This window comes from Intestinibacillus sp. NTUH-41-i26 (genome assembly GCF_032769475.1).
Taxonomy (GTDB): Bacteria; Bacillota; Clostridia; order Oscillospirales; family Butyricicoccaceae; genus Agathobaculum; species Agathobaculum ammoniilyticum.
This window is the reverse complement of record NZ_CP136477.1, coordinates 2,916,918-2,943,884: the sequence shown is the minus strand read 5'-3', so window position 1 is coordinate 2,943,884 and position 26,967 is coordinate 2,916,918. Positions and strand designations below refer to the sequence as shown.

Annotated in this window: 27 protein-coding genes, 1 pseudogene and 1 other annotated feature; of the genes and pseudogenes, 10 read left to right on the top strand and 18 right to left on the bottom strand. The window is 61.4% G+C overall.

Annotated features, from left to right (window positions below; genetic code table 11):
* Positions 1 to 35: 35 nt before the first annotated feature.
* Together RX717_RS15350 and RX717_RS15345 are read right to left on the bottom strand one after the other, a co-directional pair.
* Positions 36 to 2,662, bottom strand: a pseudogene (locus RX717_RS15350) (cation-translocating P-type ATPase).
* Between the two features lie 359 nt (positions 2,663 to 3,021).
* Positions 3,022 to 3,204, bottom strand: coding sequence for a hypothetical protein (locus tag RX717_RS15345; RefSeq protein ID WP_054326526.1), 183 nt, complete (start codon positions 3,202 to 3,204; stop codon positions 3,022 to 3,024).
* Between the two features lie 330 nt (positions 3,205 to 3,534).
* Between RX717_RS15345 and pyrR the strand changes: the two genes are divergently transcribed.
* The 4 genes from pyrR to carB all read left to right on the top strand — a co-directional run bounded on the left by pyrR (position 3,535) and on the right by carB (position 9,512).
* A complete protein-coding gene (pyrR, locus tag RX717_RS15340; protein WP_107631405.1) occupies positions 3,535 to 4,065 on the top strand; it encodes a bifunctional pyr operon transcriptional regulator/uracil phosphoribosyltransferase PyrR in 531 nt (176 codons plus the stop codon).
* A 37-nt stretch (positions 4,066 to 4,102) separates the two neighbouring features.
* Positions 4,103 to 5,020, top strand: a complete 918-nt coding sequence (gene pyrF, locus RX717_RS15335; RefSeq protein ID WP_107631406.1) for an orotidine-5'-phosphate decarboxylase — start codon at positions 4,103 to 4,105, stop codon at positions 5,018 to 5,020.
* Between the two features lie 212 nt (positions 5,021 to 5,232).
* A complete protein-coding gene (locus RX717_RS15330) occupies positions 5,233 to 6,327 on the top strand; it encodes a carbamoyl phosphate synthase small subunit (RefSeq protein ID WP_054326524.1) in 1,095 nt (364 codons plus the stop codon).
* Positions 6,327 to 9,512, top strand: coding sequence for a carbamoyl-phosphate synthase large subunit (gene carB, locus RX717_RS15325; protein WP_107631407.1), 3,186 nt, complete (start codon positions 6,327 to 6,329; stop codon positions 9,510 to 9,512). Before RX717_RS15330 ends, carB begins: the two co-directional genes overlap by 1 nt.
* On the opposite strand, the gene RX717_RS15320 is transcribed toward carB, so the two are convergent.
* From RX717_RS15320 to RX717_RS15285, 8 genes are all read right to left on the bottom strand, one after another.
* Entirely contained in the window at positions 9,499 to 9,678 is a 180-nt protein-coding gene (locus tag RX717_RS15320; protein ID WP_107631408.1) for a hypothetical protein, read from the bottom strand. The genes carB and RX717_RS15320 overlap by 14 nt on opposite strands.
* A gap of 109 nt (positions 9,679 to 9,787) precedes the next feature.
* The gene (locus RX717_RS15315) at positions 9,788 to 10,948 is read right to left on the bottom strand and encodes a bifunctional histidine phosphatase family protein/GNAT family N-acetyltransferase (RefSeq protein WP_054326522.1); all 1,161 of its coding nucleotides are present in this window, start codon (positions 10,946 to 10,948) and stop codon (positions 9,788 to 9,790) included.
* Between the two features lie 3 nt (positions 10,949 to 10,951).
* Complete coding sequence (locus RX717_RS15310; RefSeq protein WP_107631409.1) at positions 10,952 to 11,860, bottom strand: dihydroorotate dehydrogenase; 909 nt, start codon at positions 11,858 to 11,860, stop codon at positions 10,952 to 10,954.
* Complete coding sequence (locus tag RX717_RS15305; RefSeq protein ID WP_316960463.1) at positions 11,860 to 12,627, bottom strand: dihydroorotate dehydrogenase electron transfer subunit; 768 nt, start codon at positions 12,625 to 12,627, stop codon at positions 11,860 to 11,862. The genes RX717_RS15310 and RX717_RS15305 overlap by 1 nt, the downstream gene beginning before the upstream one ends.
* Before the next feature lie 102 nt (positions 12,628 to 12,729).
* Complete coding sequence (locus RX717_RS15300; RefSeq protein WP_316960462.1) at positions 12,730 to 13,860, bottom strand: SLC13 family permease; 1,131 nt, start codon at positions 13,858 to 13,860, stop codon at positions 12,730 to 12,732.
* 108 nt (positions 13,861 to 13,968) lie between these two features.
* Positions 13,969 to 14,343 (bottom strand): 50S ribosomal protein L7/L12, encoded by a 375-nt coding sequence (rplL, locus tag RX717_RS15295; protein ID WP_054326518.1) that lies wholly within the window; start codon positions 14,341 to 14,343, stop codon positions 13,969 to 13,971.
* A 43-nt stretch (positions 14,344 to 14,386) separates the two neighbouring features.
* Entirely contained in the window at positions 14,387 to 14,974 is a 588-nt protein-coding gene (rplJ, locus tag RX717_RS15290) for a 50S ribosomal protein L10 (protein ID WP_147573779.1), read from the bottom strand.
* 11 nt (positions 14,975 to 14,985) lie between these two features.
* Positions 14,986 to 15,153: a sequence feature (ribosomal protein L10 leader region), on the bottom strand.
* Between the two features lie 19 nt (positions 15,154 to 15,172).
* On the bottom strand, positions 15,173 to 15,436 hold the full coding sequence (locus RX717_RS15285; RefSeq protein WP_054326517.1) for a hypothetical protein: 264 nt from the start codon (positions 15,434 to 15,436) through the stop codon (positions 15,173 to 15,175).
* Positions 15,437 to 15,554: 118 nt separating this feature from the next.
* Between RX717_RS15285 and RX717_RS15280 the strand changes: the two genes are divergently transcribed.
* The gene (locus RX717_RS15280; RefSeq protein ID WP_147573780.1) at positions 15,555 to 15,728 is read left to right on the top strand and encodes a ribbon-helix-helix domain-containing protein; all 174 of its coding nucleotides are present in this window, start codon (positions 15,555 to 15,557) and stop codon (positions 15,726 to 15,728) included.
* A 60-nt stretch (positions 15,729 to 15,788) separates the two neighbouring features.
* On the opposite strand, the gene rplA is transcribed toward RX717_RS15280, so the two are convergent.
* The 5 genes from rplA to rpmG all read right to left on the bottom strand — a co-directional run bounded on the left by rplA (position 15,789) and on the right by rpmG (position 18,061).
* A complete protein-coding gene (gene rplA, locus RX717_RS15275; RefSeq protein ID WP_107631414.1) occupies positions 15,789 to 16,484 on the bottom strand; it encodes a 50S ribosomal protein L1 in 696 nt (231 codons plus the stop codon).
* A 108-nt stretch (positions 16,485 to 16,592) separates the two neighbouring features.
* Positions 16,593 to 17,018 (bottom strand): 50S ribosomal protein L11, encoded by a 426-nt coding sequence (gene rplK / locus RX717_RS15270; RefSeq protein ID WP_054326515.1) that lies wholly within the window; start codon positions 17,016 to 17,018, stop codon positions 16,593 to 16,595.
* Positions 17,019 to 17,113: 95 nt separating this feature from the next.
* Entirely contained in the window at positions 17,114 to 17,650 is a 537-nt protein-coding gene (gene nusG, locus RX717_RS15265; RefSeq protein WP_054326514.1) for a transcription termination/antitermination protein NusG, read from the bottom strand.
* Positions 17,651 to 17,662: 12 nt separating this feature from the next.
* On the bottom strand, positions 17,663 to 17,893 hold the full coding sequence (gene secE / locus RX717_RS15260) for a preprotein translocase subunit SecE (protein WP_054326513.1): 231 nt from the start codon (positions 17,891 to 17,893) through the stop codon (positions 17,663 to 17,665).
* 18 nt (positions 17,894 to 17,911) lie between these two features.
* Positions 17,912 to 18,061, bottom strand: a complete 150-nt coding sequence (rpmG, locus tag RX717_RS15255; RefSeq protein WP_054326512.1) for a 50S ribosomal protein L33 — start codon at positions 18,059 to 18,061, stop codon at positions 17,912 to 17,914.
* Between the two features lie 261 nt (positions 18,062 to 18,322).
* On the opposite strand from rpmG, the gene ruvX reads away from it, so the two are divergent.
* Positions 18,323 to 18,766 carry a Holliday junction resolvase RuvX gene (gene ruvX, locus RX717_RS15250; protein WP_054326511.1) on the top strand — a complete coding sequence of 148 codons (444 nt, stop codon included), beginning with the start codon at positions 18,323 to 18,325 and terminating at the stop codon, positions 18,764 to 18,766.
* Positions 18,767 to 18,827: 61 nt separating this feature from the next.
* Here ruvX and secA read toward each other — a convergent pair whose 3' ends face one another.
* Both secA and RX717_RS15240 read right to left on the bottom strand, forming a co-directional pair.
* Positions 18,828 to 21,584, bottom strand: coding sequence for a preprotein translocase subunit SecA (gene secA / locus RX717_RS15245; RefSeq protein WP_107631416.1), 2,757 nt, complete (start codon positions 21,582 to 21,584; stop codon positions 18,828 to 18,830).
* Between the two features lie 115 nt (positions 21,585 to 21,699).
* Entirely contained in the window at positions 21,700 to 22,629 is a 930-nt protein-coding gene (locus RX717_RS15240; protein WP_107631417.1) for a calcium/sodium antiporter, read from the bottom strand.
* Between the two features lie 296 nt (positions 22,630 to 22,925).
* Between RX717_RS15240 and prfB the strand changes: the two genes are divergently transcribed.
* Complete coding sequence (gene prfB / locus RX717_RS15235) at positions 22,926 to 24,050, top strand: peptide chain release factor 2 (RefSeq protein ID WP_054326510.1); 1,125 nt, start codon at positions 22,926 to 22,928, stop codon at positions 24,048 to 24,050.
* 29 nt (positions 24,051 to 24,079) lie between these two features.
* Here the strand turns inward: prfB and RX717_RS15230 are convergent, their stop codons facing one another.
* Entirely contained in the window at positions 24,080 to 24,985 is a 906-nt protein-coding gene (locus tag RX717_RS15230) for a LysR family transcriptional regulator (RefSeq protein WP_107631419.1), read from the bottom strand.
* 135 nt (positions 24,986 to 25,120) lie between these two features.
* On the opposite strand from RX717_RS15230, the gene RX717_RS15225 reads away from it, so the two are divergent.
* From RX717_RS15225 to RX717_RS15215, 3 genes are all read left to right on the top strand, one after another.
* Positions 25,121 to 26,146 (top strand): YeiH family protein, encoded by a 1,026-nt coding sequence (locus RX717_RS15225; RefSeq protein ID WP_107632168.1) that lies wholly within the window; start codon positions 25,121 to 25,123, stop codon positions 26,144 to 26,146.
* A 61-nt stretch (positions 26,147 to 26,207) separates the two neighbouring features.
* A complete protein-coding gene (locus RX717_RS15220; protein ID WP_054326509.1) occupies positions 26,208 to 26,567 on the top strand; it encodes a sulfite exporter TauE/SafE family protein in 360 nt (119 codons plus the stop codon).
* A complete protein-coding gene (locus RX717_RS15215) occupies positions 26,567 to 26,944 on the top strand; it encodes a sulfite exporter TauE/SafE family protein (RefSeq protein ID WP_054326508.1) in 378 nt (125 codons plus the stop codon). Before RX717_RS15220 ends, RX717_RS15215 begins: the two co-directional genes overlap by 1 nt.
* Positions 26,945 to 26,967 lie beyond the last annotated feature (23 nt).

Genomic DNA, 26,967 nt, shown 5'->3' with positions numbered 1-26,967 from the left:
CGGGCAGGGGATTACTGTCCGCGTCCCTGCAGGGCTTAACGGGAGGACCGGAGGCTTTTGCAAAGCTGAATTACCAGCGTGGGCAGGAACGCGAGCAGCGCGGCCGCGCCGAGCTGTCCCACGGTGAACGGCGCGACCTGGAACAGTCCCTGCAGGCCGGGATCAGCAGCACGGCGGCCAGCAGCGCGACACCCGCAGCAAAGGCGCACAGGCTCGCCTTGTTGGTCAGCAGGCCGAGACGGAAGAGCGGCAGACTGCCGCGGCAGTTAAAGCCGTGGAACAGGCGCGCGAGCGTCAGGGTGGCGAACGCGAGCGTCATGGCAAGGCCGTCGCCGCCGGCGCGCAGGCCGATGAAATACGCGGCCATAGCGGCGCAGGCGATGAGCGCACCGTAAAGAAAGATGCGCAGCAGCAGGTCGCGGGTGAGGATCGGTTCCCCAGGGTCGCGGGGCTTCTGGTCCAGCAGATCGCCGGACGCCGGCTCCACGCCGATCGCAATTGCGGGCAGAGAGTCGGTCAGCAGGTTGATGAACAGCAGGTGGACGGGCGCGAACGGCACGGGTAGCGCGAGGATCGAGGTGAAAAGCACGCACAGGATGCCCGCCATGTTGCCCGAGAGCAGGAAATTGATCGCGTTTTTGATGTTGGTGTATACGCTGCGGCCGTTGACGACCGCGCCCACAATCGTGGCGAAATTGTCGTCGGCCAGGATCATGGAGGCCGCGTCCTTGGAAACCTCGGTACCCGTGATGCCCATGGCCACGCCGATGTCGGCGGCCTTGAGGGCGGGCGCGTCGTTGACGCCGTCGCCTGTCATGGAAACAATGCGTCCTTTGCGCTGCCAGGCCTCGACAATGCGGATCTTATGCTCGGGGGAGACGCGCGCGTAGACCGAAACGCGCGCCAGCCGCTCGTCCAGGGCGCTGTCGTCCAGCTCATCCAGCTCAACGCCGGAAAGCGCCTCGTCTCCGTCGCGGAAAATGCCGATCTGCCGCGCGATCGCGGTGGCCGTGACCTTGTGGTCGCCTGTGATCATGATGGTGCGCACGCCGCCGCGCGCCGCGTCCGCGACCGCGCGCACCGCCTCGGGGCGCGGCGGGTCGATCATGGAAACCAGGCCGATAAACGTAAAGCCGTGTTCGTCCGCCAGCGTCAGCCCGCGCACGGCGTCGAGCGTCCGGCTGGCAAACGCCAGCACGCGCAGCCCCTCCTGCGACAGCTCGAGGTTGACCGCCGCGATCCGTGCCTTCCATTCCTCCGTCATGGGAACCGGACCGGCGGAGGTGAGGACATAGTCCGACCGGTCGAGCAGCACGTCGATCGCGCCCTTGGTATATAAGGTGGGTACGCCCTCAATATCGTGCAGCGTGCTCATCAGCTTGCGGTCGGAGTCGAACGCAAGCTCGGCCAGGCGTGGGTGCTGCTTCCGGTAGGCGCTTTCGTCCACGCCGAGGCGGTCGCCGATCATGACCAGTGCGACCTCGGTTGGGTCGCCGATCGCCTCGCCAGTCTGCTCGTCGGTGGTGGCGTCGCTGGCGAGCAGGGCGGCCTTGAGCAGCAGGCGCTGCACGTCGTTGGCAAGGTCGAGGTGCGATTCGTCCAGCAGCATGTCGTCCGCGTAGATCTTCTGCGGGGTCATCTTGTTCTGGGTCAGCGTGCCGGTTTTATCCGAGCAGATCACGGATACCGCGCCCAGCGTTTCCACCGCCTTAAGCTCCTTGATAATGGCGTTCTGCCGGGCCATCTTCTGTGTACCCATGGCCTGAACGATGGTCACGATCGAGCTGAGCGCCTCGGGAATCGCGGCCACGGCCAGCGCGACCGCGAACATCAGCGAATCCAGCACCGCCTGAAAGCCCCAGCTGCCCGCGTGGTACAGCGAAAGCGCGAACACGCCCGCACAGATCGCCAGGATGATGCCGGCCAGACGGCGGCTGAAGTCGTCCAAGCTGCGCTGCAGCGGGGTCTTGCGCTCACGGGTCTGGTTCATCAGGGCGGCGATGCGGCCCAGTTCGGTCTGCATGCCGGTCGCGGTGACGACCATGACCGCGCGGCCATAGGTCGCCAGCGAGCCGGAGAACACCATGTTTTTCTGGTCGCCGAGCGCGACCTTGCCGCCGGCAAGCGGGTCGGCGGTCTTTTCCACGCCCTCGCTTTCGCCGGTCAGCGAGCTTTCGTTGACCTTGAGCGAAAAATTCTCCAGAATGCGCCCGTCCGCGACGATCATATCGCCGGCCTCCACCTCCACGATATCGCCGGGAACGACCTCGGCGGAGGGGACGACCAGCCGCGCGCCGCCGCGTACGACCTTGGCCGAGGGCGAGGACATGGCCTTGAGGCTTTGCAGAGACTTTTCCGCCTTGCAGTGCTGGACCGTGCCGAGCACGGCGTTCAGAAGCAGCACGGCGAAAATGACGATCGTGCTCTCCGCATTGCCGGACAGCATGGAGATCACAGCCGCCGCGAGCAGGATAACGACCAACAGGTCCTTAAACTGGGAGAAAAACACCTGCAGGACGGATTTACCGCGCTCTTCCGCAAGGGTGTTGCGTCCGTACCGCGCAAGGCGCGCGGCGGCCTCGGCGGGGGAAAGGCCGGCGCGGTCGCTGTCCATATCGCTGAGCGCCTGCGCGGCTGTGCGGTCATAGAAAACAGGTTGCATGTAGCCAAAACTCCTTTTTGTCAAAAAAGTGGGGATGCGGCGGGGGATGGGATAGTTTGCCGCCGGCGGCCGGTTTTTATCTGCGGCGGATCCTGACGCAAATAAAAAAGACTTTTGAGTAAGCGCTTCGCGGTGTGGAAGCGCTTACTCAAAAGTCTTGTGACCGGCCGTGCCGGCGTCCGCCGCCAGACCGGAAATCCGGACGGGATGTTGACAGCGGAACTTATCCTACTCCCTTTTGAGGATGTAACCATTATAGGGGAGGCGCGCGCGTTTGTCAAGAGGAGCTTGCTGCCGTGCCCTGTAGGAAAAAGCGGCGGCGGGGGAGAAAGCGCGCTTTCTTCCCCCGCCGCCCCGCCTCAGCCGATCATATGGCCGACGCCCTTCGCCGCCTTGTGCATTGCATGCTCGGCCTTGTTTGCCGCATGCTGAGCGCTCCGGCGTACCGAGGGGTTCATCATCGCGCCCGCCGCGACCATAGAGACGACCGCACCCGCCACCGCGCCGGTCGCAATGCCGGAAATGAAGGGAGATACACGCATAAAAGTCCGCCGCCTTTCATAATTTGATTTGCTTCGGTGCTGCAAGCATAGTATGTCCGGAATGTGCGCAGACTTGCATGTGTGCGGCGGCAACAAAAATTGCATAAAAAAACAAATTTGTTTTGGAGCTTCGACTGTTTACAAAACCCGCGGCATACGATATAATATATCCAACAATCCGCCTTTAAGGCGCGGCCCGTGAGCCGCCAAGGCAGAAAACAGTGCGTACGCTGTCGGCCGCAGAGTGGGGGACAGGTGTAGCTTGGTACGGCTTTCTGCTTGTGGCGCAGGAGGCTGTTTTTTTACCATTTTTTGAGGGGAGGCCGCAGGATGGCCGGGCAGAAGGCCGTAATTATGGACGCGGACGGCGTGCGCCGCGCGCTGACCCGCATTGCGTTTGAGATCATCGAAAAAAACAAGGGCGCGGAGGACCTGCTGCTCGCCGGGGTGAAAACGCGCGGCGTGTTCCTGGCGCAGCGCATCGCCGCCAAGCTCGGCGAGGTGGAGGGCAAGGCGCCGCCTGTACTCGAGCTGGACGTCACCCCCTGGCGGGACGATAAGCCGCGCGCGGACGGGCCGTTGCCGCCGCCCGATCCTCGCATCGGCGGCGCGACCGTGGTGCTGGTGGACGACGTGCTGTACACTGGCCGCACCGTGCGCGCCGCGATCGAGGCCGTGTCGCACTGCGGGCGCGCGGGCCGCATCCAGCTCGCCGTGCTGGTGGACCGCGGCCACCGCGAGCTTCCCATCCGGCCGGACTATATCGGCAAAAACCTGCCCACCGCGCGGGGCGAGCGCGTATGCGTCCGCCTGACCGAGGTGGACGGGGAGGACAACGTTGTGATCCTGGGCAGTGAGTAGAATAACCGCCATGCAGCGATAGAAAGGAAGAACATCTATGTCGATCCAAACATTAGTAGAAAAGATCAAGGAAAAAGGCAACCCCACCGTCGCGGGGCTGGACGCCCGCCTGGAATACATCCCGCAGCATATCGCGGGCCGCAACATGATGCTGCACGGCGAAACGCTGCGCGCAGCGGCGGAGAGCATGGTCGCCTTCAACTGCGGCCTGATTGACGCGCTGTGCGATATTGTACCCGCAGTCAAGCCGCAGGCGGCGTATTACGAGCTTTTAGGCTCGTACGGCGCGATGGCTCTCAAAGAAACCATCGACTACGCGCACGCCAAGGGCATGTACGTCATCGGCGACATCAAGCGCAACGATATCGGCGCGACCGCGACCGCGTATGCCGAGGCCTACCTCGGCAAGACCCGCGTGGGCGACACCGAGATCGCGCCCTACGGCTGCGACAGCGTGACCGTCAACGGATATCTGGGCACGGATGGTGTCGAGCCTTTCCTCAAGGAGTGCCGCGAGCGGGATAAGAGCTTGTTCCTGCTGGTCAAGACCTCCAACCCCTCCTCGGGCGAGCTGCAGAACCGTGATATGGAGGGCAAGCCGCTTTACGCCCGCATGGCTGAGATGGTGGCCAAGTGGGGCGAGGGGTTGGACACCCCTTGCGGCTACAACCAAGTCGGCGCGGTGGTCGGCGCGACCTGGCCGGAGGAGCAGAAGATCATCCGCGGCCTGCTGCCCAGGAGCTATTTCCTAGTGCCGGGTTACGGCGCGCAAGGCGCGACCGCTAAGGACATTGCAAACGCCTTTAACGACGATGGGCTGGGCGCGATCGTCAACTCCTCGCGCGGCATCATGTGCGCGTGGAAAAAGACCGGCAGAAACGGCGAGGACTACAAGGAAGCCGCCCGTGCGGAGGCCATCCGCATGCGGGATGAGATCGTCGCGGCGATTCGATAAAATCTTATAGGGGGTATCCAATACCACCCTATAATATACGGAAGCCGGTTCCGGAGAAAACGGCTTCCGATACCCCAGGACGCGGCCCAAGGCCGCAAGGTCGGGGTGTCAAAAGTCCGGCAGAGCTGGACTTTTGATGACGCAAGCGCGGCTTGCGTCTGGATTGAATGGAAATTCTGTGAATTTCAAAATGGGAGCGTGGAGATACAAGAATGAAAAAAGCGTATTTACTGCTCGCGGATGGCACCCTGTTCGAGGGGTATTCCGTCGGCTACGAGGGACAGAGCATCGGCGAGGTCGTTTTCAACACCGGCATGGCCGGCTATCAGGAGGTGCTGACCGACCCCTCCTACTACGGCCAGGTCGTCACCATGACCTACCCGCTGATCGGCAACTACGGCATCAATTTTGAGGATTACGAGTCCCGCAAGAGCTGGGTCTCGGGCTTTATCATGCGCGAGATCGCGGAGCATCCCTCCAACTGGCGCTGCCGCCTGACGCTGGACGAATACCTCAAGGAGCAGAAGGTCGTCGGCCTGGCGGGTATCGACACCCGCCGCTTGACCCGCAAGCTGCGCGGCGAGGGCGTCATGAACGGCGTGATCTACACCGAGGGCTTCGAGCCGGACGAGCAGGCCGTCGCGGCGATGAAGGCTTATGTCGTCAAAGACGCGGTGAGGGCTGTAACCTGTGAGGAAAGCCGCACCTATCCCGCCGAGGGTGAGCAGAAGTACCGTATCGCGCTGTACGACTACGGCGTGAAGTACAATATCGAGCGCGAGCTGCAAAAGCGTGGCTGCGAGGTCGTCACCATTCCGGCGCTCACCCCGCCCGAGGAGGTCGTGGGCAGGTTTGACGGCGTGATGCTCTCCAACGGCCCCGGGGATCCCGCGGAAAACGTTGAGATTATCGCTAACCTGAAAAAGCTTCTGGAAAGCAATATCCCGATCTTCGGCATCTGCCTGGGCCACCAGCTTTTGAGCCTGGCCATCGGCGCAGAGACCTGCAAGCTCAAGTATGGCCACCGCGGCGTCAACCATCCGGTCAAGGACCTGGACGCGGACCGCACCTATATCACCAGCCAAAACCACGGCTACGCGGTTGTGGGCGGAAGCGTCGATCCGGCGGTCGCCCGCGTGCGCTATGTCAACCTTAACGACGGCACGGTCGAGGGCGTGGAGCACGTCGGCCGGCCAGTGTTTACCGTGCAGTACCATCCTGAGGTATGCCCGGGCCCGATGGACACCTCCTATCTGTTTGACAAATTCATCAAAAACATCGAAAAGGCGAAAGGGGGCGCTCAGTAATGCCGCTTCGTAAGGATATTCACAAGGTAATGGTGCTGGGCTCCGGCCCGATCGTCATCGGCCAGGCGGCCGAGTTCGACTACGCGGGCACGCAGGCCTGCCGCGCGCTGCGCGAGGAGGGTCTGGAGGTCGTGCTCGTCAACTCCAACCCCGCGACCATCATGACCGACAAGGCCATGGCGGACAAGGTCTACATCGAGCCCATGACCGTCGAAGCCGTGCAGCAGATCATCAAGAAGGAGCGCCCGGACTCCCTGCTGCCCAACCTCGGCGGCCAGACCGGCCTCAACCTCGCCATGGAACTGTGCGAGAGCGGCTTCCTCGACCAGATGGGGGTCAAGCTGCTGGGCGCCAAGCCGGACACCATCGCCAAGGCGGAGGACCGCCAGATGTTCAAGGACACGATGGAGAAGATCGGTGAGCCGTGCATCGCCTCCAAGGTCGTGCATACGGTGGAGGACGCGGTTGAATTCACCCGCGAGATCGGCCTGCCGGTCATCATCCGTCCGGCGTATACCCTCGGCGGCACGGGCGGCGGCATCGCCTACACCTGGGACGAACTGCGCGAGATCGCCGCGACCGGTATCATGTACTCCCGCGTGGATGAGATCCTGGTCGAGAAGTGCATCACCGGCTGGAAAGAGATCGAATATGAGGTCATGCGCGATGCCAAGGGCAACGCCATCACCATCTGCAACATGGAAAACGTCGATCCGGTGGGCGTACACACGGGCGACTCGGTCGTCGTCGCGCCCAGTCAGACCCTGTGCGACAAGGAATATCAGATGCTGCGCACCTCTGCGCTTAACATCATCACCGAGTTAGGGATAGAGGGCGGCTGCAATGTGCAGTTCGCGCTGCATCCGACCTCGTTCGAGTACGCGGTCATCGAGGTCAACCCCCGCGTATCGCGCTCGTCCGCGCTGGCCTCCAAGGCCACCGGCTACCCGATCGCCAAGGTGACGGCCAAGATTGCGGTCGGCTACGGCCTGGACGAGATCGAGAACGCCGTGACTAAAAAAACCAAGGCCTGTTTCGAGCCGACCATCGACTACTGCGTGGTCAAGTTCCCGCGCTGGCCGTTCGACAAGTTCGTGTATGCGGACAATACGCTTGGCACCCAGATGAAGGCCACCGGCGAGGTCATGGCCATCGACAACAGCTTTGAGGGCGCGCTGATGAAGGCCGTGCGCGGCTGCGAGATCAAGCTGGACAGCATGATCGTCCCGCGCATCCGGCAACAGACCGACGCGGAGGTCAAAAAGGGCGTGGCCCGCACGGACGACCAGCGCCTGTTCCACATCTGCGAGGCGCTGCGCCGCGGCATCATGACCATTGAGGAGATCCACGAGGTCACCACGATGGACACCTTCTTCCTGCACAAGTTCCAGAACATCATCGACACCGAAAAGGCGCTCGCTACGGCGGACGCGGTCGACGCGGCGCTGTACCTGCGCGCCAAGAAGATGGGCTTCCTCGACAAGACGATTGAGCAGCTTTCCGGCAAGGATATTTCCGCGGTAAAGCGCCTGCCGGTCTATAAGATGGTGGACACCTGCGCGGCCGAGTTCGAGGCCGAAACCCCGTACTACTACTCCACCTACGACGAGGAGAGCGAGGTCAAGCCCGCCTCCGGCAAGAAAAAGGTGCTGGTGCTCGGCTCCGGCCCCATCCGTATCGGCCAGGGCATCGAGTTCGACTACTGCTCGGTACACGCGGTCTGGGCCCTGCAAAAGCTCGGCTGTGAAACCGTTATCATCAATAACAATCCGGAAACCGTGTCCACCGACTTCGACACGGCCGACCGCCTGTATTTCGAGCCGCTCACGCCCGAGGACGTGACCGGCGTGGCCGCGGCCGAGAAGCCGGACTTTGCCATCGTGCAGTTCGGCGGGCAGACCGCCATCAATCTGGCCGCGCATATCGAAAAGCTGGGCATCCCGATCCTCGGCACACCCGCATGGAGCATCGACGCAGCCGAGGACCGCGAGAAGTTCGACGTGATCCTGGAGAAGTGCGGCATCCCGCGTCCGGCGGGCCATACGGTCATGACCGAGGAGGAGGCTGTCAAGGCGGCGGACGAGCTGGGTTATCCGGTGCTCGTGCGCCCGTCCTACGTTCTCGGCGGTCAGGGCATGGAGATCGCCTACAAGGAGGAGGACGTGCGCGAGTTTATGCAGGTTATCTCCCGCAACAAGGTCGAGAATCCGGTGCTGGTCGATAAATACATGATGGGCCGCGAGATCGAGGTGGACGCCATCTGCGACGGCGACGACATCCTCATCCCAGGCATCATGGAGCACTTTGAGCGCGCGGGTGTACACTCGGGCGACTCGATCTCCATTTACCCCTCCATCAACATCGAGCAGAAGCACAAGGACACCATCATCCGCTACACCGAGGCGCTGGCCAAAAACTTGGCCGTACTCGGCCTGGTCAACATCCAGTTCGTGCTGTATAACGATCAGGTTTATGTCATTGAGGTCAACCCGCGCTCCTCGCGCACCGTGCCGTATATCTCCAAAGTCACGGGCGTACCCATGGTCGATCTGGCCACCCGCTGCATGTTCGGGGAAAAGCTGCGCGACATGGGCTGCGGCACCGGCCTGCATCCGGAGAGCGATCACTACGCGGTCAAGGTGCCGGTGTTCTCCTTCCAGAAGCTGCGCGACCTGGACACCCAGCTCGGGCCGGAAATGAAATCCACCGGCGAGGTGCTGGGCGTGTCCACCTCGTTCCGCGAGGCGCTGCTTAAGGGCCTGACCGGCGCGGGCTTCCAGATGAAGAAAAAGGGCGCGGTGCTCATTTCCGTGCGCGATTCGGACAAGCAGGAGGCCATCCGCATCGGCGAGCGGTTCGAGTCCCTCGGCTTTGACATCTACGCCACCAGCGGTACGGCCAACGTCCTCAACCGCCACATGGTCGCGACCAACGCCATCCGCAACGTGGACGAGCCATCCCCCAACATCATCGACCTGATCGAGTCCGGCAAGATCGACTATGTAATCGCCACCTCGGTCAAGGGCCGCCATCCGGAGCTTGGCTCGGTGCATATCCGCCGCACCGCGGTCGAGCGCGCCATCCCCTGCCTGACCTCGATCGACACCGCCTCCGCGCTGCTGCGCTGCCTGGAGGGCGATGTGAAGATCGAAAACTGTGAGATGGTGGATATTAACAAAATCTGAGGCTGTATTGTATAGAAAAAGCACCGGAAACACGCTTTCCGGTGCTTTTTGTCTGGGAAAATGCTTTACAGGGTGGATTCTGAGGCGGCAGGCCTGCGATGCAGGATGTCAACACCAGCAGGATGGCGGCCGCAGCAGTCAGCGCGCCCGTTGCCTTTGCGTCCATATGTGCACCTCCCTTTTGTGCTTCCAGCATAGCAGAAAGCCTGCTCCGCGGCAACCGAGATACAGAAGAAGGGCGCTCTACCAGCGGTAGAATGCCCCTCCAAAGTGTGTCAATCCACGCAGATGCGCTTGAACATACGGTAATGCAGGCCGTTTTCGTCCCGATATTCGCCGTGCTGCTCGAAAGCGAATTTGCGGTAGAAGCCCTGCGCGCGGGCGTTGTGCTCGGCCGCATGCGCGCATAAGTACGTCTTGCCGAGTGCGCGGTATACGCTGATTGCCTGGCCGAGGATCTGCCCGCTCAGGCCGCGGCCGCGATAGCGTTCGTCGATGCAGAAGCCGCCGACCAGCCCTATGTCCGGCTCGTCGTCATACCAGGTCTTGAGGTAGACCAAGGCGGCTTCCTCACCGCTTTCCAGACAGCCGAAGCAGCACGCGCGCGGGCTGACCCGCTGGGCGCGCGCCACGTCCGCCAGCAGCGCGTCCGGATCGAGATTCGCGTCCGTGCCGTAGGCGTTCCGGTGCAGCTCGCGCAGGAAAGCGACGATCTTGCCTGCGTCGCCCGCGTCCATCGGGTCGGCGCGGCGGAACCAGAGCTGCGGCGTTTCCGGCACGCCCTTGTTGTCCTTCCAGCCGATAGCGGCAAAAGTGGAAAGGCGCTCCGGCAGGTGGGAGGCGTCGTTCTCGTACACCACCGCGAGCCGATCCGGCCCGTCGAATTCAAATTTCGCCACGCAGGTGTTGTCGCCCCAGCCGATCTCGCCCATCTGCTCGGGCGTGAAGCTGTGCGCGATGGTCAGCGCGCCGCGGATGGCCGAGCCGTGGGTAACGACCGCGATCGTGCCGCCCTCGTGCTGCCGCACCAGCCCGCGCACCCCGTCCAGCATGCGCTGACCGGCCTGTAGCACGCTTTCGCCGTGCGGCGGGCGCGCGTCCCACGGGCGGGCGCGCCAGACCGCATATTCCTCCGGCCAAATGCGCGGCAGCTCGGCCCAAGGGAGGTCCTCCCAGTCGCCCATGTCGATCTCGCGCAGCACGGGGCGGAGCTCCACGTTCAGCCCGTGTGGCTGGGCGACCGCCTTGGCGGTTGTGCGCGCGCGGAACAGGTCGGAGGCGTACACCGCGTCCAGCGGCACGCCCTCGAAGCGTTTGGCCAGACAGGGGAGCTGCTCGTAGGCGCGCGGGGTGAGCAGGCTGTCATACTGCCCGTGACAGCGGCGGTAGACGTTGCCTTCGGCCTCCGCGTGGCGGATCAGGTAAACCGTGGTCATAGCTCACGCCTCGACCGCGCCGGACAGCTCGCGGACGGATTTCACACCATGCGCGTCCATCCACGCCTCCAGCTCCTGAAGCGCCTTGACCGGCGCCAGCGGGTCGGCAAACAGCACCGTACCCATCGCGACCGCGTCCGCGCCCGCGAGCAGCATCTCCACGATATCGCGTCCCGTACGGATACCGCCCATGCCGAGGATCGGCACGTCCACCGCCCGGCGCACCTGGTACACCATGCGCACCGCGACCGGAAATACCGCCGGTCCGGACAGGCCGCCCATCACGTTGGACAGGATGGGCCTTCTGGTTTCGATGTCAATACGCATGCCCAGCAGGGTGTTGATGAGCGAAAGCGCGTCCGCGCCCGCGGCCACCGCCGCGCGCGCGATCTCGGTGATATCGGTCACGTTCGGGCTGAGCTTGACGATCAGCGGCTTTTTCGCCTTGCGCTTCGCCGCGGAGACGACCTCCTCGACCATCGCGGGCTGGGTGCCGAACGCCATGCCGCCGCACTTGACGTTCGGGCAGGAGATATTCATTTCGATCAGGTCCACGTCCGCGTCCGAGATCTTTTCCACCATGCCCTCGTATTCCTCGACTGTGCTGCCGGACACGTTGGCGATGATCGCGGTGTCATACCGCCGCAGGAACGGGATCTGCTCCGCGATGAAGCGGTCGATGCCCGGGTTCTGCAGGCCCACGCAGTTCAAAATGCCCGATGGGGTTTCCGCGATGCGGGGCGCGGGGTTGCCCAGGCGCTCGGTCGGGGTCAGGCCCTTGACGCCGATACCACCAAGCGTGGACAGGTCGAAAAATTCGCCGTACTCGTGCCCGAAGCCAAACGTGCCGGACGCGGTCGTGAGCGGGTTTTTCAGCTCCACGCCGCAGAAATTGACTCTCAGATCCGCCATTACCACGCGACCTCCTTTGCGTCGAACACCGGCCCGTCCTTGCAGACGTGGCCGTATCGGGTTTCACCGTTTTCCGCCTTGAGCGCGCACGCGCATACCAAGCACGCGCCGATGCCGCAGCCCATGCGCTCCTCCATCGAGACCTGGCAGGGCAGGCCTGCGTCCTCTGCGAGCGCGGCGATGGCCTTCAGCATGGGCTTGGGGCCGCAGGCGGCCACACCGGTCGCGCCGGCGAGCAGCTCTTTTAATACGTCGGTCACAAAGCCGTGGCGGGCATAGGAGCCGTCGTCGGTCGTGACAAAGGTTTCGCAGACGGCCTGGAAATCTGCCTCAAGGATGACCGCGCCCCGATTGCGGAAGCCCAGCACCGCGCGCGGCTGTGCGCCCGCGTCCTTTGCGGCTTTCGCGGTCTGCAGCATGGGCGGCACGCCGATGCCGCCGCCGATCAGCACCGGCTTTGCGCCGAGCGCGGCCACGCCGAACCCGTGGCCGAGCGGGCCGAGTACGTCCAGCACATCGCCGGCCCGCCGCGCGGCGAGCCACTTCGTCCCCTCGCCCTTAGTCTGGAACACGACGCGCAGCGCATCGCCCTGCCAGCCGCAGATCGAGATCGGTCGGCGCAGCAGGTTGCCCTCGCCGCACGCGATATGCACGAACTGGCCGCACTGTGCCTGTGCGCAGATGGCGGGCGCGTGCATCGTGAGGGCATATAACCCCTCGCCCAGCCGCGTATTGGCCACGACCCGGCAGTTTTCCTGTATTGACATAACATATCCCCCTTCTGGTGGTTTTACGCTTCATGTTCCTATTGTACAGGAAAAACGCGGAAAAGGAAAGACAATGCGGGAACTTTCCCACGCGCGCCGTTTTCATCCGGTCAGGCCGAGCAGGACGGCAAGGAGGGAGAGCAGCGCCAGTCCGGCGAGGTTGGCGGCGGCGAACACGGCCAGAAAGCGCGGCAGCGAGGCGCCCTCGGCGCGTAAGTACAGCTTGAGCGAGATCAGGCTGGCAAGCGAGGCGATCGGCGTACCCAGCCCGCCGACGTTCACGCCCGCCAGCAGGGCCTGCCAGTTGCCCGTAAAGCCGGAGAGCAGTACGGCGGCGGGTACGTTGCTGATTACCTGGCTGGCGGCGAGCGAGGTCCAGTAGGAGCTGTGCCCCATCAGCAGCTCGAGCGCGCCGCGCACAGGCTCGATGCGGCCCATGTTGCCCGCGAAGATGAAAAAGCACACGAACGTCGCGAGCAGCGCGTAATCCACCTGGGCGAACAGCCCGCGCGCAAACAGCAGCAGGCACAGCAGGACGATGCCGGTCAGGATGCCGTAATGCAGCACATGCACCACGGACAGCAGGCACAGCACGAACAGCAGGCACAGCAGGACGAACAGGCGTGGCTGTGTGATGGACTCGCGGCGCGGGAAAGCGATTTCGATTGTTTCGCCCGGCGTGGCGAGCGCGGCCGCGGACAACGCCAGCAGACTGGCTGCGGCCAGCGGCAGGACGACGGACAGGAACGAGCGGAAAGACAGCGTGTAATACGAGCACAGAAACAGGTTCTGCGGGTTTCCGACCGGTGTCGCCATGCTGCCCAGGTTCGCCGCGAGCGTTTGCAGCACCACCACGCGGACGAGCGCCTCCGTCCTGCTGATGCGGCCGAGTACCAGCACGGTGAACGGGACGAAAGTGAGCAGCGCCACATCGTTGGTAATCAGCATGGAGCAGAAGAACGGCAGCAGCGTCAGCACAAGGTAGAGCAGGCGAAGCTGCTTCCGGCCGGACAGCAGGCGCTGGGAAAGCACCTGGAACAGGCCGCATTGCTGCAGGCCGGCCACCACCGCCATCAGGCAGAACAGCAGGCACAGCACGCGCAGGTCGATATAGCCGGCATAGCCCGCGTCCGGCGGCACGGCCAGCATGGACAGGGCCGCGCAGAGCAGCGCGATGGACAGCACCGCCTCCCGCCGCAGGAAGGCGCAAAGGCGCGTCGGAAGAGAATGCACAACATTTTCCCTCTTTCTCATTTCTCTGATACAGGTGCGGAATGGATGCAAAAAACGGCAGGTATTGCGTGAGCAATACCTGCCGTTTCCGTCAAGCAGAAAAGCGGCTTACTTGAGCTCGACCTTGGCGCCGGCAGCCTCCAGCTTCTCCTTGATCTCGTTCGCCTCAGCCTCCGGAGCGGCCTCCTTGATGGTCTGCGGAGCGGAATCAACCTTCTCCTTGGCTTCCTTCAGGCCCAGGCCGGTGATCTCGCGGACAACCTTGATTACGTTGATCTTGGAGGAGCCAGCCTCAACCAGAACAACGTCGAAATCGGTCTTGGCCTCGGCAGCCGCAGCGCCGTCAGCCGCGCCGCCGCCAACGCCGGCAACAGCAACAGGCGTAGCGGAAACGCCAAATTCTTCTTCCAGAGCCTTTACCAGCTCAGAGAGCTCCATAACCTTGAGCTCTTTTACAGCATCCATAATCTCCTGAACAGTCATGGGATAAACCTCCATTATAAGTGATTTGTCAATGATTTTTTAATTATTCCGCAGCGGGAGCTTCCTCTGCTGCAGCTTCCTCCGCAGCCGGAGCCTTCGCGGCGACCAGCTCGGCCACCTTCATCTCCTCGTTGCCCTCCGCCTTTTTAACAATAGCGTCGCAGGCAATAGCAAGCTGCATAATGGGGAAATTGAAGCTGTACAGAACCTGCGCGACAAGGACTTCCTTGCTCGGCATGTTGGCCAGCTTCTTCACCTCGTCCGTGTCGATTACCTTTCCTTCCAGGTAACCGGCCTTGATGGTGAAGTTCTCGTGGGTCTTGGCGAAGTCGCCCAGGATCTTCGCGGGCGCGATCACGTCCTCGGACGTGGAGATCGCCAGCGCGGAAGTACCGTTCAGGTGTTCGTCCAGCGCGTCGAAGCCCAGCTCCTTGGCGGCAAAGCGGATCAGGGTGTTCTTGATGACCATATACTCAACGCCCGCTTCGCGGAGCTGGCGGCGGAGCTTGGTGTCATCCTCAACGTTGATGCCCTTGTAATCCACCAGGACGCCGGCGGGAGAATTCTTGATCTTCTCCACCAAGGAAGCGACCAGAGCTTTCTTTTCCTCCAGAACCTTTGCATTCGGCATCTTAATTCACCTCCTAAAAAATAAAAGTACCCTCCCGGTGCAAAGACACAGGGAGGGTACACAGAAAACCTCATAAAGGATCCTAAAAAATCCGTTCCGTGTTGACCTCGGCGGGCGGCGGGGAACGCCATTAAAGCCATGCGGCTGCCAGCTGTCTTTGACCAAGCTCATATATTATATCCGAAAAGCGCGGTGCTGTCAAGGGGATTTAAAATAAAAATCATCCGAAAGTTCGGGCCTGCGCAGCTCGTCCAGATATTCCTCGTACTCCTCGCGGGGGGTGAGGTCCCTGCGCCGGAAATAGCCGCAGGCGTCCTCGTCAAAGCGCACGGGGCGGGAAACATCGAAGTCAACGCACAAGCCGTAATCAGTTTCGTAATAGTCTTCCATATTTTCGTGATAGAGGAACAGCGTCTGATAATACCTGCAGTCCTTGCAGCGGAAGTCGTTTCGGTTGCGCATAGAATATCCCCTCCTTACTTATAATATACACATAAACTTAATTAAGGTCAAGTAAATATAATGCCCTTGTATTATCTTTATTGCATTCTTAGAATAAGTAAGGAAAGGAGGCGGGCATATGTCAGAATATCCATTGGTGAACCGCAAGCAATTTACATCCACCATGCGGAATGACTTGATGGAAGCGTTTAACCGGCTTCATGAAGAAACCCGCATCCCTAAATCGAAACTTCATGACGAAGCCATCGAGGACCTGCTCAAGAAATACCATTATGAAATCCCCGAAAAATAAAAAGCGCGCCGTATGGCGCGCTTTTTGCATCCCTGTGGGTCGGTTATGCCGCAATGGGGCTTAGCCCATCATCTTCGCCGCGTTCACCTTGACGCCCGGCCCCATGGTGGAGGCCACGACGCAGGAGCGGATATACTGGCCCTTGGCCGCGGCCGGCTTGGCCTTGATGATCGCGCCCATGAGCGCGTCAAAGTTATCCTGCAGCTTTTCCGCGCCGAAGGACGCCTTGCCGATCGGGCAGTGGATGATGTTGGTCTTGTCCAGACGGTACTCGATCTTACCGGCCTTGGACTCCTGAACGGCCTTGGCAACGTCCATGGAAACCGTACCCGCCTTCGGGTTCGGCATCAGGCCCTTGGGGCCGAGCACGCGGCCCAGGCGGCCGACAACGCCCATCATGTCCGGCGTGGCGATAACCACGTCAAACTCAAAGAAGTTCTCCTTCTGGATGCGCTCCATCAGGTCCTCCGCGCCTACGATATCGGCGCCGGCGGCCAGCGCCTCGTCCGCCTTGGGGCCCTTGGCGAAAACAGCGACGCGCACGTTCTTGCCGGTGCCGTGCGGCAGCACAATCGCGCCGCGCACCTGCTGGTCCGCGTGGCGGGAGTCAACGCCCAGCTTGACGTGCAGCTCGATGGTTTCGTCGAACTTGGCCTTCGCGGTCGAAATAACGGTGGAGAGCGCCTCGGACGGATCGTACAGACGGGTGCGGTCGATCGTCTTTGCGCTGTCTACATACTTTTTACCTTTATGCACAATAAATCCTCCTTAAGTGGTAATGCGGGAATAGGCTAAACCTAACCCTCCCACTTTGACCGGCGCCTGCAAAAAGCGCGGTCAAAATCCATTCAGCTTATTCTTAAATTATTCCTCGACGGTAATGCCCATCGAGCGCGCGGTACCCGCGATCATGCTCATCGCGGCTTCCAGGGAAGCGGCGTTCAGGTCGGGCATCTTGGTCTCCGCGATCTTCTGGCAGTCCGCCTTGGAAAGCTTGGCGACCTTGGTCTTGTTCGGTACAGCCGAACCGGATTCGATGCCGCAGGCCTTCTTGATGAGGACCGGCGCCGGCGGGGTCTTGGTGATGAAGCTGAACGAACGGTCCGCGTAGACCGTGATGATAACCGGAATAATCATGCCGGCATCGTTCTTGGTGCGCTCGTTGAATTCCTTGGTAAAGGCCATGATGTTAACGCCATGCTGGCCGAGGGCCGGACCGACCGGGGGAGCCGGGGTCGCCTTGCCCGCGGGAATCTGGAGCTTGATATAACCTACTACTTTCTGTGCCATGTCGAAAGGTTCCTCCTTCAAAAAATGTGGTGGCTGGCGAGTATGCGTTCATACTCTCCCACTTGCCGTGAAAACGGAACGTGCGTTCCGGTGGATCACTCCTCGAGTGTTTCCACCTGGTCGAGCTCAAGCTCGACAGGGGTTTCGCGCCCGAACATGGAAACCGTGACGTTTACCCTGTTCTTGTCCGGCTCAAGGGCCGAAACGACGCCGATAAAGCCGGCCAGCGGCCCGTCGATGACGCGCACACTGTCGCCCACTGCGTAGTTGACCTCGATCTCGCGCTTCTCCACGCCCATCGCGGCGATCTCGTCCTCGGTCAGCGGGATCGGCTTGGAGCCGCCGGACTTGTCCTGTCCGACAAAGCCGGTACAGCCGCGCGTGTTGCGGACCAGGTACCAGGTTTCGTCGGTCATGACCATCTTGACGAGCACATAGCCCGGGAAGAGCTTGCGCTCGACCTCGCGGCTTTTCCCGTCCTTGACCTCGGTGACGGTCTCGGTCGGGATGTTGACCGCGGGGATCAGGTCGTGCAGCTTGCGGTTTTCGACCGCTTTTTCGATCGAAGAGGCTACCTTGTTTTCGTAGCCGGAGTATGTGTGGACCACATACCATTTTGCAGCGTCTGACATAAATGCCTCCTTTTAGGCGGCGAAATGCGTAAGCAGCGTCTGGATGCCGAGATTGAATACGAGGTCAAGGATCCAGATAAAGATACCGATGACGATAACGCAGGCGATAACGACAAGCGTATTGTTCACTGTCTGCTGGCGGGTGGGCCAGACGATCTTGCGGCACTCGCTTTTCAGTTCGCGGAACCACTTGCCAATCCGTGCAAAGAGACCGGGCTTCTTAACCTTGGTTTCTTCAGCCATGAAGCTACTTCCTTTCTCTTACTTCGTCTCGCGGTGCAGCGTGTGCTTCCGGCAGAAACGGCAGTACTTGTTCATTTCCAGACGGTCCGGATCGTTCTTCTTGTTCTTGTTCGTGTCATAGTTCCTTTGCTTGCACTCCGTGCAGGCGAGCGTAATCTTAACGCGCATAAATAACGGCACCTCCTTTTAATATTTCGCCCCATCCCATACCCCTGCGGCATGGGCGCGGGACTGTTTGCCTCCCTTTGCCAGTGTTCCGGCGCCATTTTCCGAGACACGCGAAAAATGGGCGCAAAAAAAGAACCTGCATAGGTTCTTTCAGTATAGCATGGGGGTGGTGGGCGGTCAAGGTTTTTTTGCGAAAAAGTGCTGAAATTTTTATGTTTTTATGATATACTGAGTTTAACCACAAGATATAGGAGTATACATATGCGTATTTTGGGCGTCGATTACGGCGACGCGCGTACCGGCCTTTCGGTTTCCGACCCATCGGGCTTTCTGGCCGGCTCGCCGAGCGTCATCCACGAATGGAATTATGAAAGGCTGGTGGACCGGCTGGTGGCATTTGTCGCGGAAAACAGGATCGAGGAGATCGTGCTGGGCTGGCCGAAAAACATGGACGGCACGGCGGGGCCGCGCGCGGAAAAGTGCGAGGCGCTGGCGCGCACGCTGGAGGAGCGCACCGGCCGGCCGGTGACGCTCTGGGACGAGCGGCGCACCACGGTCGCCGCGCACGATATCCTGCACCAGAGCGGCAAAAAGAGCAAAAAGCACCGCGAGAGTGTGGACGCGGTCGCCGCGTCGCTGATCCTGCAGGGCTATCTGGATTTCAGACGCCGGCAGCAACAGGCCGGCGGCAGGCGGGAGGAATAAAAAGGGGAGGGCAGCCCGGCGGGCCGCCCTCCTTTTTCCCGCGGCAGGCCGCGGGGCGCTTTTATTTATATGGGTTATCCGCCTTGAGGTAGCAGCACTTTTTGTACTTTTTGCCGCTGCCGCACGGACACGGATCGTTCGGGCCGATCTTTTTGCCCACGCGCTTGGGCTCGGGCTTGGCCGTGCCGTCGGACGCGCCGGCGGCGCTCGTCTCCTTGGCGACCTGCTCGCGCTTGGGCTCCTCGCGGGTGCGCACCTGCGCCAGGAAGATCATGCGCACGGTGTCCTCGCGGATGGCGTCGATCATCGCGTCGAACATGTCGAAGCCCTCGCGCTTGTACTCGACCACCGGATCGTGCTGGCCGTATGCGCGCAGGCCGATGCCGTTGCGCAGCTCGGTCATCGCATCGATATGGTCCATCCACTTGGTATCCACATTTTTCAGCAGCACCACGCGCTCCAGCTCGCGCATGATTGGCGGTGTGAGCGCCTGCTCCTTTGCCTCGTAGACGCGGTGCGCCTGGTCCGCCAGCACGTTGGTGAGCTGGTCCGCGGTCAGGTCGTCGCACTCCTCGGGCGTGAACGTGCAGTCCTCCGGCCGCAGGAATACGCCGAGGAACGGTCGCCGTGCCTGCTCGACCATCGCAGGCTCGATGACGGTATGCTCACCGACCGCCGCGTGTACCGCGCGGGCGATGGTGTCGTCGATCATTTTGACAATGCTGTCTTTGACATCCTTGCCCTCAAGCACCTGCAGGCGCTGGCTGTAGATGGTCTGGCGCTGGGTGTTGAGCACGTCGTCGTACTCAAGCACATGCTTACGGGTGGCAAAGTTGCGGGATTCGATCTTTTTCTGCGCGTTTTCGATCGCGCCGGACAGGATTTTCTGGTCGATCGGCTCGTCCTCCTCGATGCCGAGGGAATCCATCATATTCTGGATCTTTTCCGAACCGAACAGGCGCATCAGGTCGTCTTCAAGCGAGATATAGAACGAGGATTCGCCCGGGTCGCCCTGACGGCCGGCACGGCCGCGGAGCTGGTTGTCGATGCGGCGGGATTCGTGCCGCTCGGTACCCAGGATATACAGGCCGCCTGCCGCGCGCACCTTTTCCGCGTCCGCGTCGGTTTCCTGCTTGTATTTCCGGTACAGCTCTTCAAACTTCGCGCGGATGGCGAGTACCTCGGGGTCGTCGGTTTCCGCGTGGCCGTTGGCCTCGTAGAGCAGCTCGGGGGTGTAATCGCCCTTCTTCAGTTCGTCGAGCGCCATGGTTTCGGCGTTGCCGCCGAGCATGATGTCCGTGCCGCGGCCGGCCATGTTGGTCGCGATCGTGACCGCGCCCGGCTTGCCTGCCTGCGCGACGATATCCGCCTCGCGCTCGTGATACTTGGCGTTCAGGACGGTGTGCCTGATGCCCTTGGCCTTGAGGATCTTGGATAGCTCCTCGGATTTCTCGATGGACACCGTGCCGACCAGGATGGGCTGACCCTTGGCATGGCATTCCTCGATGCGCGCGATGGTGGCTTTGATCTTGCCGCGCTCGTTCTTGTACACCGCGTCCGGATTGTCCTTGCGGGCGACCGGCTTGTTGGTGGGGATCTCGATTACGTCCAGCTTGTAGATGTGGCGGAACTCCTCCTCCTCGGTCAGCGCGGTGCCGGTCATGCCGGACAGCTTGCCGTACAGGCGGAAATAGTTCTGGAAGGTGATGGTGGCGAGCGTCTTGCTCTCGTGCTGGACCTTGACGCCCTCCTTGGCCTCGATCGCCTGGTGCAGGCCCTCGTTATAGCGGCGGCCGAACATCAGGCGGCCGGTGAACTCGTCGACAATGATGATCTGCCCGTCGCGCACGACATAGTCCACATCGCGCTGCATGACGCCGCGCGCCTTGATGGCCTGGTTGATGTGGTGCTGCAGCGTGGTGTTCTCCGGATCGGACAGATTGGCCACCTGGAAATACGCCTCCGCCTTGGCCTGGCCGTGCGGGGTCAGGGTTGCGGTGCGGGCCTTTTCGTCCACGATATAGTCCGCGTCGATATCGTCCTGCTCCTCCTTGGCGTCAACCTCCTTGACGCGAAGCTGCTTGAGGCCGGCCGCGAAGCGGTCCGCGAGCTGGTACAGCGCGGAGGACTGCTCGCCCTGGCCGGAAATAATCAGCGGGGTACGCGCCTCGTCGATCAGGATGGAGTCCACCTCGTCCACGATGGCGAACGCATGGCCGCGCTGCACCATGGACTGCTTGTAGATCGCCATATTGTCGCGCAGGTAGTCGAAGCCGAACTCGTTGTTCGTACCGTAGGTGATATCCGCCTCGTACATGGCTTTGCGTCGGGCCGGCTCGACCTCATGGATCACCAGACCCACGGTCAGGCCGAGGAAGCGGTAGACCTTGCCCATCCACTCGCTGTCGCGCTTGGCGAGGTAGTCGTTGACCGTGACGATATGCACGCCTTTGCCGGCAATCGCGTTGAGGTATGCGGGCAGGGTGGCGACCAGCGTCTTGCCTTCGCCGGTTTTCATCTCCGCGATGCGGCCCTGGTGCAGCACGATGCCGCCGATAACCTGCACGCGGTAGTGCCGCATGCCCAGCACGCGCCACGCCGCCTCGCGGCAGGTGGCGAACGCCTCGGGCAGGAGCTGGTCGAGCGTTTCGCCGTTCTGGTAGCGGGTCCTGAACTCGTCGGTCTTGGCGCGCAGCTCGGCGTCGGACAGCTTTTTATACTGCTCCTCCAGCGCGTCGACCCTGTCCGCGATGGGATTGATCTTTTTCAGCTCATGACTCGAATGGGAGCCGAAGAGTTTGGTCAAAAAATTTGCCATCTGTTTGATTCAGCCTTTCAGGAGGGAATACGCGTCCCTTTTTCATCATATCAGACCTATTATACCACATATATACGCGGATACAAACAAATTTTTTGTGAACAGGGGGCGTGGCCTACCGCGCGATCAGATACACGGTATATGCGATGTAGCACAGCGCCATCAATGCGCCGGGGAAGCGGCCGAGCCGGCCCCTGCGCGCGGGCAGGTAAAAAACGATGGTGATGCCGATCAGGACAAGGCAGTCCACGATCGAGGTGGACAGCACCGGAATCGGCGTAATCACGGACGAAACGCCGAGGATCAGCAGGATGTTGAAAATGTTGGAGCCGATCACGTTGCCCATGGCGATTTCATTCTGTCCCTTGTGCGCGGCGACCAGCGAGGTTACCAGCTCGGGCAGCGACGTACCGATGGCCACGATGGTCAGGCCGATCAGCGTTTCCGACAGACCGAACATGCGCGCGACGCCGGTCGCGCCGCTTACCGCGAGCTGCCCACCTAGGATGATGCATGCAAGGCCGAGCAGAATATTCACGCCGATCATCAGCGGCGGCATGACGATATCCTCGGCCGCGTCGTCGAGCGGGCTGCGGCCCGTCAGCGCGGCGTGGATCTGTAGGAACAGCGTCAGTGCGAACACAGCGAGCAGCACCGCGCCCTCGAGCCGCGAGAGGGTCAGGTCGGGCGCGATCATCGCGCAGAGCATGACCGCCGCCAGCAGGGACAGCGGCCAGTCGCGCCGCAGTAGCGTGCGGTCCATCACCAGCGGGCAGATCAGCGCGGAAAGGCCGGCCACGACCAGCAGGTTGAACAGGTTGGAGCCCAGGACGTTGCCGACCGCGATCTCATTGGCGCCTTGGAGCGCGGCGGTCACGCTGACCGCCAGCTCAGGCGCGGAGGTGCCGAACGCCACAATGGTCAGACCGACGAGCAGCGGCGACACCCCCAGCCGCCGCGCCAGCGCGGACGCGCCCGCGACAAATTTGTCCGCGCCCCATACGAGCAGCGCGAAGCCGAGAACAAGCATGATGAATGACTGCATAAAAAACACCCCTAAGAAAAAATAACATATTTGTACGCAAAAAAAGAGACTTTTATTGCGCCTTGAGCAATAAAAGTCTCGCTGCTTCCGGAACGACACGGGCTGCCAAAACAGCCGGGTATGGCGATGCCGACCACGCACCGGACAGGCGCGTGAGCTACTCCCTTTTACTTATACAGACCTAAATATAGAGACTGGCGCCGCATTTGTCAAGCAAAACTGGAAAAAATCTTTACATTTGCGGGATGGGCCGTTATACTATAAGGTACTGAAAAATTCATGAAGGAGCATTTTGCATGCTGCAATTCGAGGAATACAAGGTCAAGCTGAACAATCTGAAGCCCGAGCTGGAGGAACTGTACCGCTCGCTGGGCATGGAGCAGGCAAAGCGCGAGGTGGAGGAGCTGGAAATCAAGTCCGCCCAGCCCGGCTTTTGGGACAATCCGGAGGAGAGCCAGAAGATTGTCTCCCGCATGGGCGCACTCAAGGGCAAGATTGAAGCCTATGAGCGTATGAGCAGCCTGTGCGAGGACCTGCTGACCATCTGCGAAATGGCCATTGAGGAAAACGACGAGTCCATGCTCGAAGAGCTGGAAAGCGGCTATCAGGAGTTGGAGGAGGGCGTGGCCGAGCAGAAGCTGTCCACCCTGCTTACCGGCGAATACGATAAAAACAACGCGCTGGTGTCCTTCCACGCGGGCGCGGGCGGCACCGAGGCCCAGGACTGGTGCGAGATGCTGTACCGCATGTATACCCGCTGGGCCGAGCGCCACGGCTATACCTATAAGATCATGGACTATCAGGATGGGGACGAGGCCGGTCTGAAAAGCGCGGACATCCTGATCGAGGGTGAAAACGCCTACGGCTTTCTCAAGGGTGAATCCGGCGTACACCGCCTGGTGCGCATTTCGCCGTTCGACGCCTCCGGCCGCCGCCATACCTCGTTCTCCGCGGTCGAGGTCATACCGGATATTCCGGATGATTCGGCGGACTTTGAGATCAAGCCCGAGGACTACGAGATGCAGGTGTTCCGGTCGAGCGGCGCGGGCGGCCAGCACATCAACAAGACCTCCTCCGCCGTGCGCCTGATCCATAAGGCGACCGGCATCGTGGTTTCCTGCCAAACCGAACGCAGCCAGTTCCAGAACAAGGACAACTGCCTGCGCATGCTGCGTTCCAAGCTGGTCGAGATCAAGGAACGCGAGCATCTGGAAAAGATTTCGGACATCAAGGGAGACCAGAAGAAGATCGAATGGGGCAGCCAGATCCGCTCCTATGTCTTTATGCCATACACGCTCGCCAAGGATACGCGCACGGGCTTTGAAAACGCCAACATTGGCGCCGTGATGGACGGCGAGATCGACGGGTTCATCAACGCGTATCTGTCCGCGCTGGCGACCGGAAACTGGGCTGGCAAATAACCGCAGAAACAAATCAAAGGGAGGAAGCCTCAGGCTTCCTCCCTTTTTCTGTCGGACGCGGTGCGCAGCAGGTCGAAGATCTCGCGGTACGTTTGCGCGAACACGCTGCTTTTCCGCCAGAGGAAGGTGAAATCGTGCAGGACCGGAAAACCGGACAGCGCGATCTCACGCAGCGCGCCGCTTTCCAGCTCGGCGCGGACGGTCGGCTCATACAGGAACGCGACGCCCTGCCCCATGCGGACGAGCGCTTTGATGGCGTTCAGACTGCCGATTTCGGTGACCGCGCGGAAGTCCCGCACGGTCAGGTTATGCTCCCGCAGGCGGCGCTCCAGGATCTCCCGCGTGCCGGAGCCGGGCTCACGGGTGAGCAGGCGCTCGCCGAGCAGGTCCTCCAGGGTATGCACTGGCTGCCGGAAACGGTAGCCGGGCGCGCAGACCGCTACATATCGTTCGGTCAGATAGGACAGGCTGTCGTATTCGCTTTTTTCAAAAAAGCCCTCCACAATCGCAAAATCAATGTCGCCCCGATCAAGTCCGCGCAGCAGCTCGGCGGTGTTGGCGACGACCATGCGGAGACTGACGTTCGGCTCCGCGGCCAGCAGGCGCGCGAGCGGGGCGGGCATGACGTATTCCCCGATGGTGAGCGTCGCGCCGAACACCAGCCGCCGCCCGCCGCCGGACAGGCTGCCCAGCGCGTCGCGCAGGTGCTGCGCGTCGTGGCGCATGGTGGTCGCGGTGCGCAGGAATAGCCGCCCCGCGTCGGTGAGGGTCAGCTTTTTCCCCTCAAAGGAAAAAAAGCGGACGCCGTACTGCGCCTCCAGCGCCCGAATGTGCTGCGAGACCGCGGGCTGCGTAATATGCAGCGCGGCTGCGGCGCGCGTAAAGCTCATGCAGCGGCAGACCGCCAGAAAGGTATCCACACGGAAATCCAACATAGAGATCAGCTCCTGCCTTTATCATAACATAAAATTATGATAAAATAAAGAATGATAATTTTACATAATAAGAGCGGCGGCGTATACTATTTCCAGACAAAAATGGGAAACAATGTGGAGAGAGGTAACGCAAAGATGGAATTTTTCAAAAAGAACGGTCTGGGACTGCTGCTGTGTCTGGCCATTGCGGTGCCGGCATGGCTGCTGGGACAGGCGGCGCCGGTTGTGGGTGGGCCGGTGTTCGCTATTTTAATCGGTATGACACTCACACTTTTCTGGAACGATAAGGGCAGGATGCAGGCGGGGATCGCCTTCACCTCCAAAAAAATCCTGCAATACGCGGTCATCCTGCTGGGGTTCGGGCTGAACCTGTCCGAAATCGCCAAGGTGGGCGCGCAGTCGCTGCCGATCATCGTGTCCACGATCACGACCTCGCTGGCCATGTCGGTCCTGCTGTGCAGGCTGCTGAAGATGAAGGCCAATATTTCAACCCTGGTCGGCGTCGGCTCCTCGATCTGTGGCGGCTCGGCCATCGCGGCGTCCGCGCCCGTCATCGGCGCGGACGATGAGGAGATTGCACAGGCGATATCGGTTATCTTTTTGTTCAATGTGATCGCCGCGCTGACCTTCCCGACGCTGGGCGGCGCGCTTGGCCTGTCGAACGATGGATTCGGGCTGTTCGCGGGTACGGCGGTCAACGATACCTCGTCCGTCACGGCGGCCGCGGCGGCATGGGACGGGGCCCATGGCAGCAATACGCTGGACACCGCAACCATCGTCAAGCTGACGCGCACGCTCGCCATCATCCCGATCACGCTGGCGCTTGCCGTCTGGCGCGCGGCAAAGGCCAGACAGTCGCGCGGCGTCACGAGTGGCACGTTTTCGCTCAAAAAGGTTTTTCCGTTTTTCATCCTGTTCTTTGTGCTGGCGTCGGTCGTGACGACGGTCTGCACGGCGGCGGGCATACCCGCGGCAGCTTTTTCACCGTTCAAGGCGCTGTCCAAATTTTTTATCGTCATGGCGATGGCCGCGATCGGCCTGAATACCAATATCGTCAAGCTGGTCCGGACGGGCGGCAAGCCGATCCTGATGGGGCTGTGCTGCTGGGTCGGCATCGCGTGCGTCAGCCTGGCGATGCAGCGCGTGCTGGGTATCTGGTAACGGCGGAAAACGCACATAAAAAAGGACCCTCCGGCGCAAACTGTCGCCGGAGGGCTTTTTTATGAAAAACAATACCAGGTATGCCGTAACGGGCGCGCTGGCGGGCGCGGCCAATGGCTTTTTCGGTGCGGGCGGCGGGCTGTTTCTGGTGCCGCTGCTGGTAAGCTGGTGCGGCATGGAGCAGCGCCGCGCGTTCGCGACCTCGGTCGCGGTCATCCTGCCGCTCAGCGCGGTATCGGCAGCGATCTACTGGATGAAGGGCGGGCTGGATGTGGCGGCGGCGTGGCCCTATCTGCTGGGCGGCGCGGTTGGCGGCGTGATTGCAGGCCGTATTTTCCAGAAAATGAGCATGGTCTGGCTGAGGCGGGTGTTCGGGCTGCTGATTCTGTATGGCGGCGTAAGGGCGGTGCTGCTGCTGTGATGACGGTGATTGCGGTGGCGGCCGGCCTGCTGACCGGCATCCTGTCCGGCTTCGGCATTGGCGGCGGCTCGCTCCTGCTGCTGTATCTGACGCTGTTTGCAGGCGTCGACCAATACCAGGCGGGCGGGATCAACCTGCTGTACTTTATCGCCTGCGCCCCCGCCGCGCTGTATTCGCATATCAAAAACGGGCTGGTGCAGAAGGACGCGGTCAAGTGGTGCGTGGCCGCGGGCGTGCTGACCTCGATCGCGGCGGCGCTTGCGGCCGCGCGCATGGATACCGGATGGCTGCGCCGGGCGTTCGGCGTGTTCCTGCTGTATATCGGCGCGAAAGAGCTGTTTACAAAGCGGAAACAATCGGGAACGGAGGGAAAATAATCCCCGTCTAACAGGATAACCAA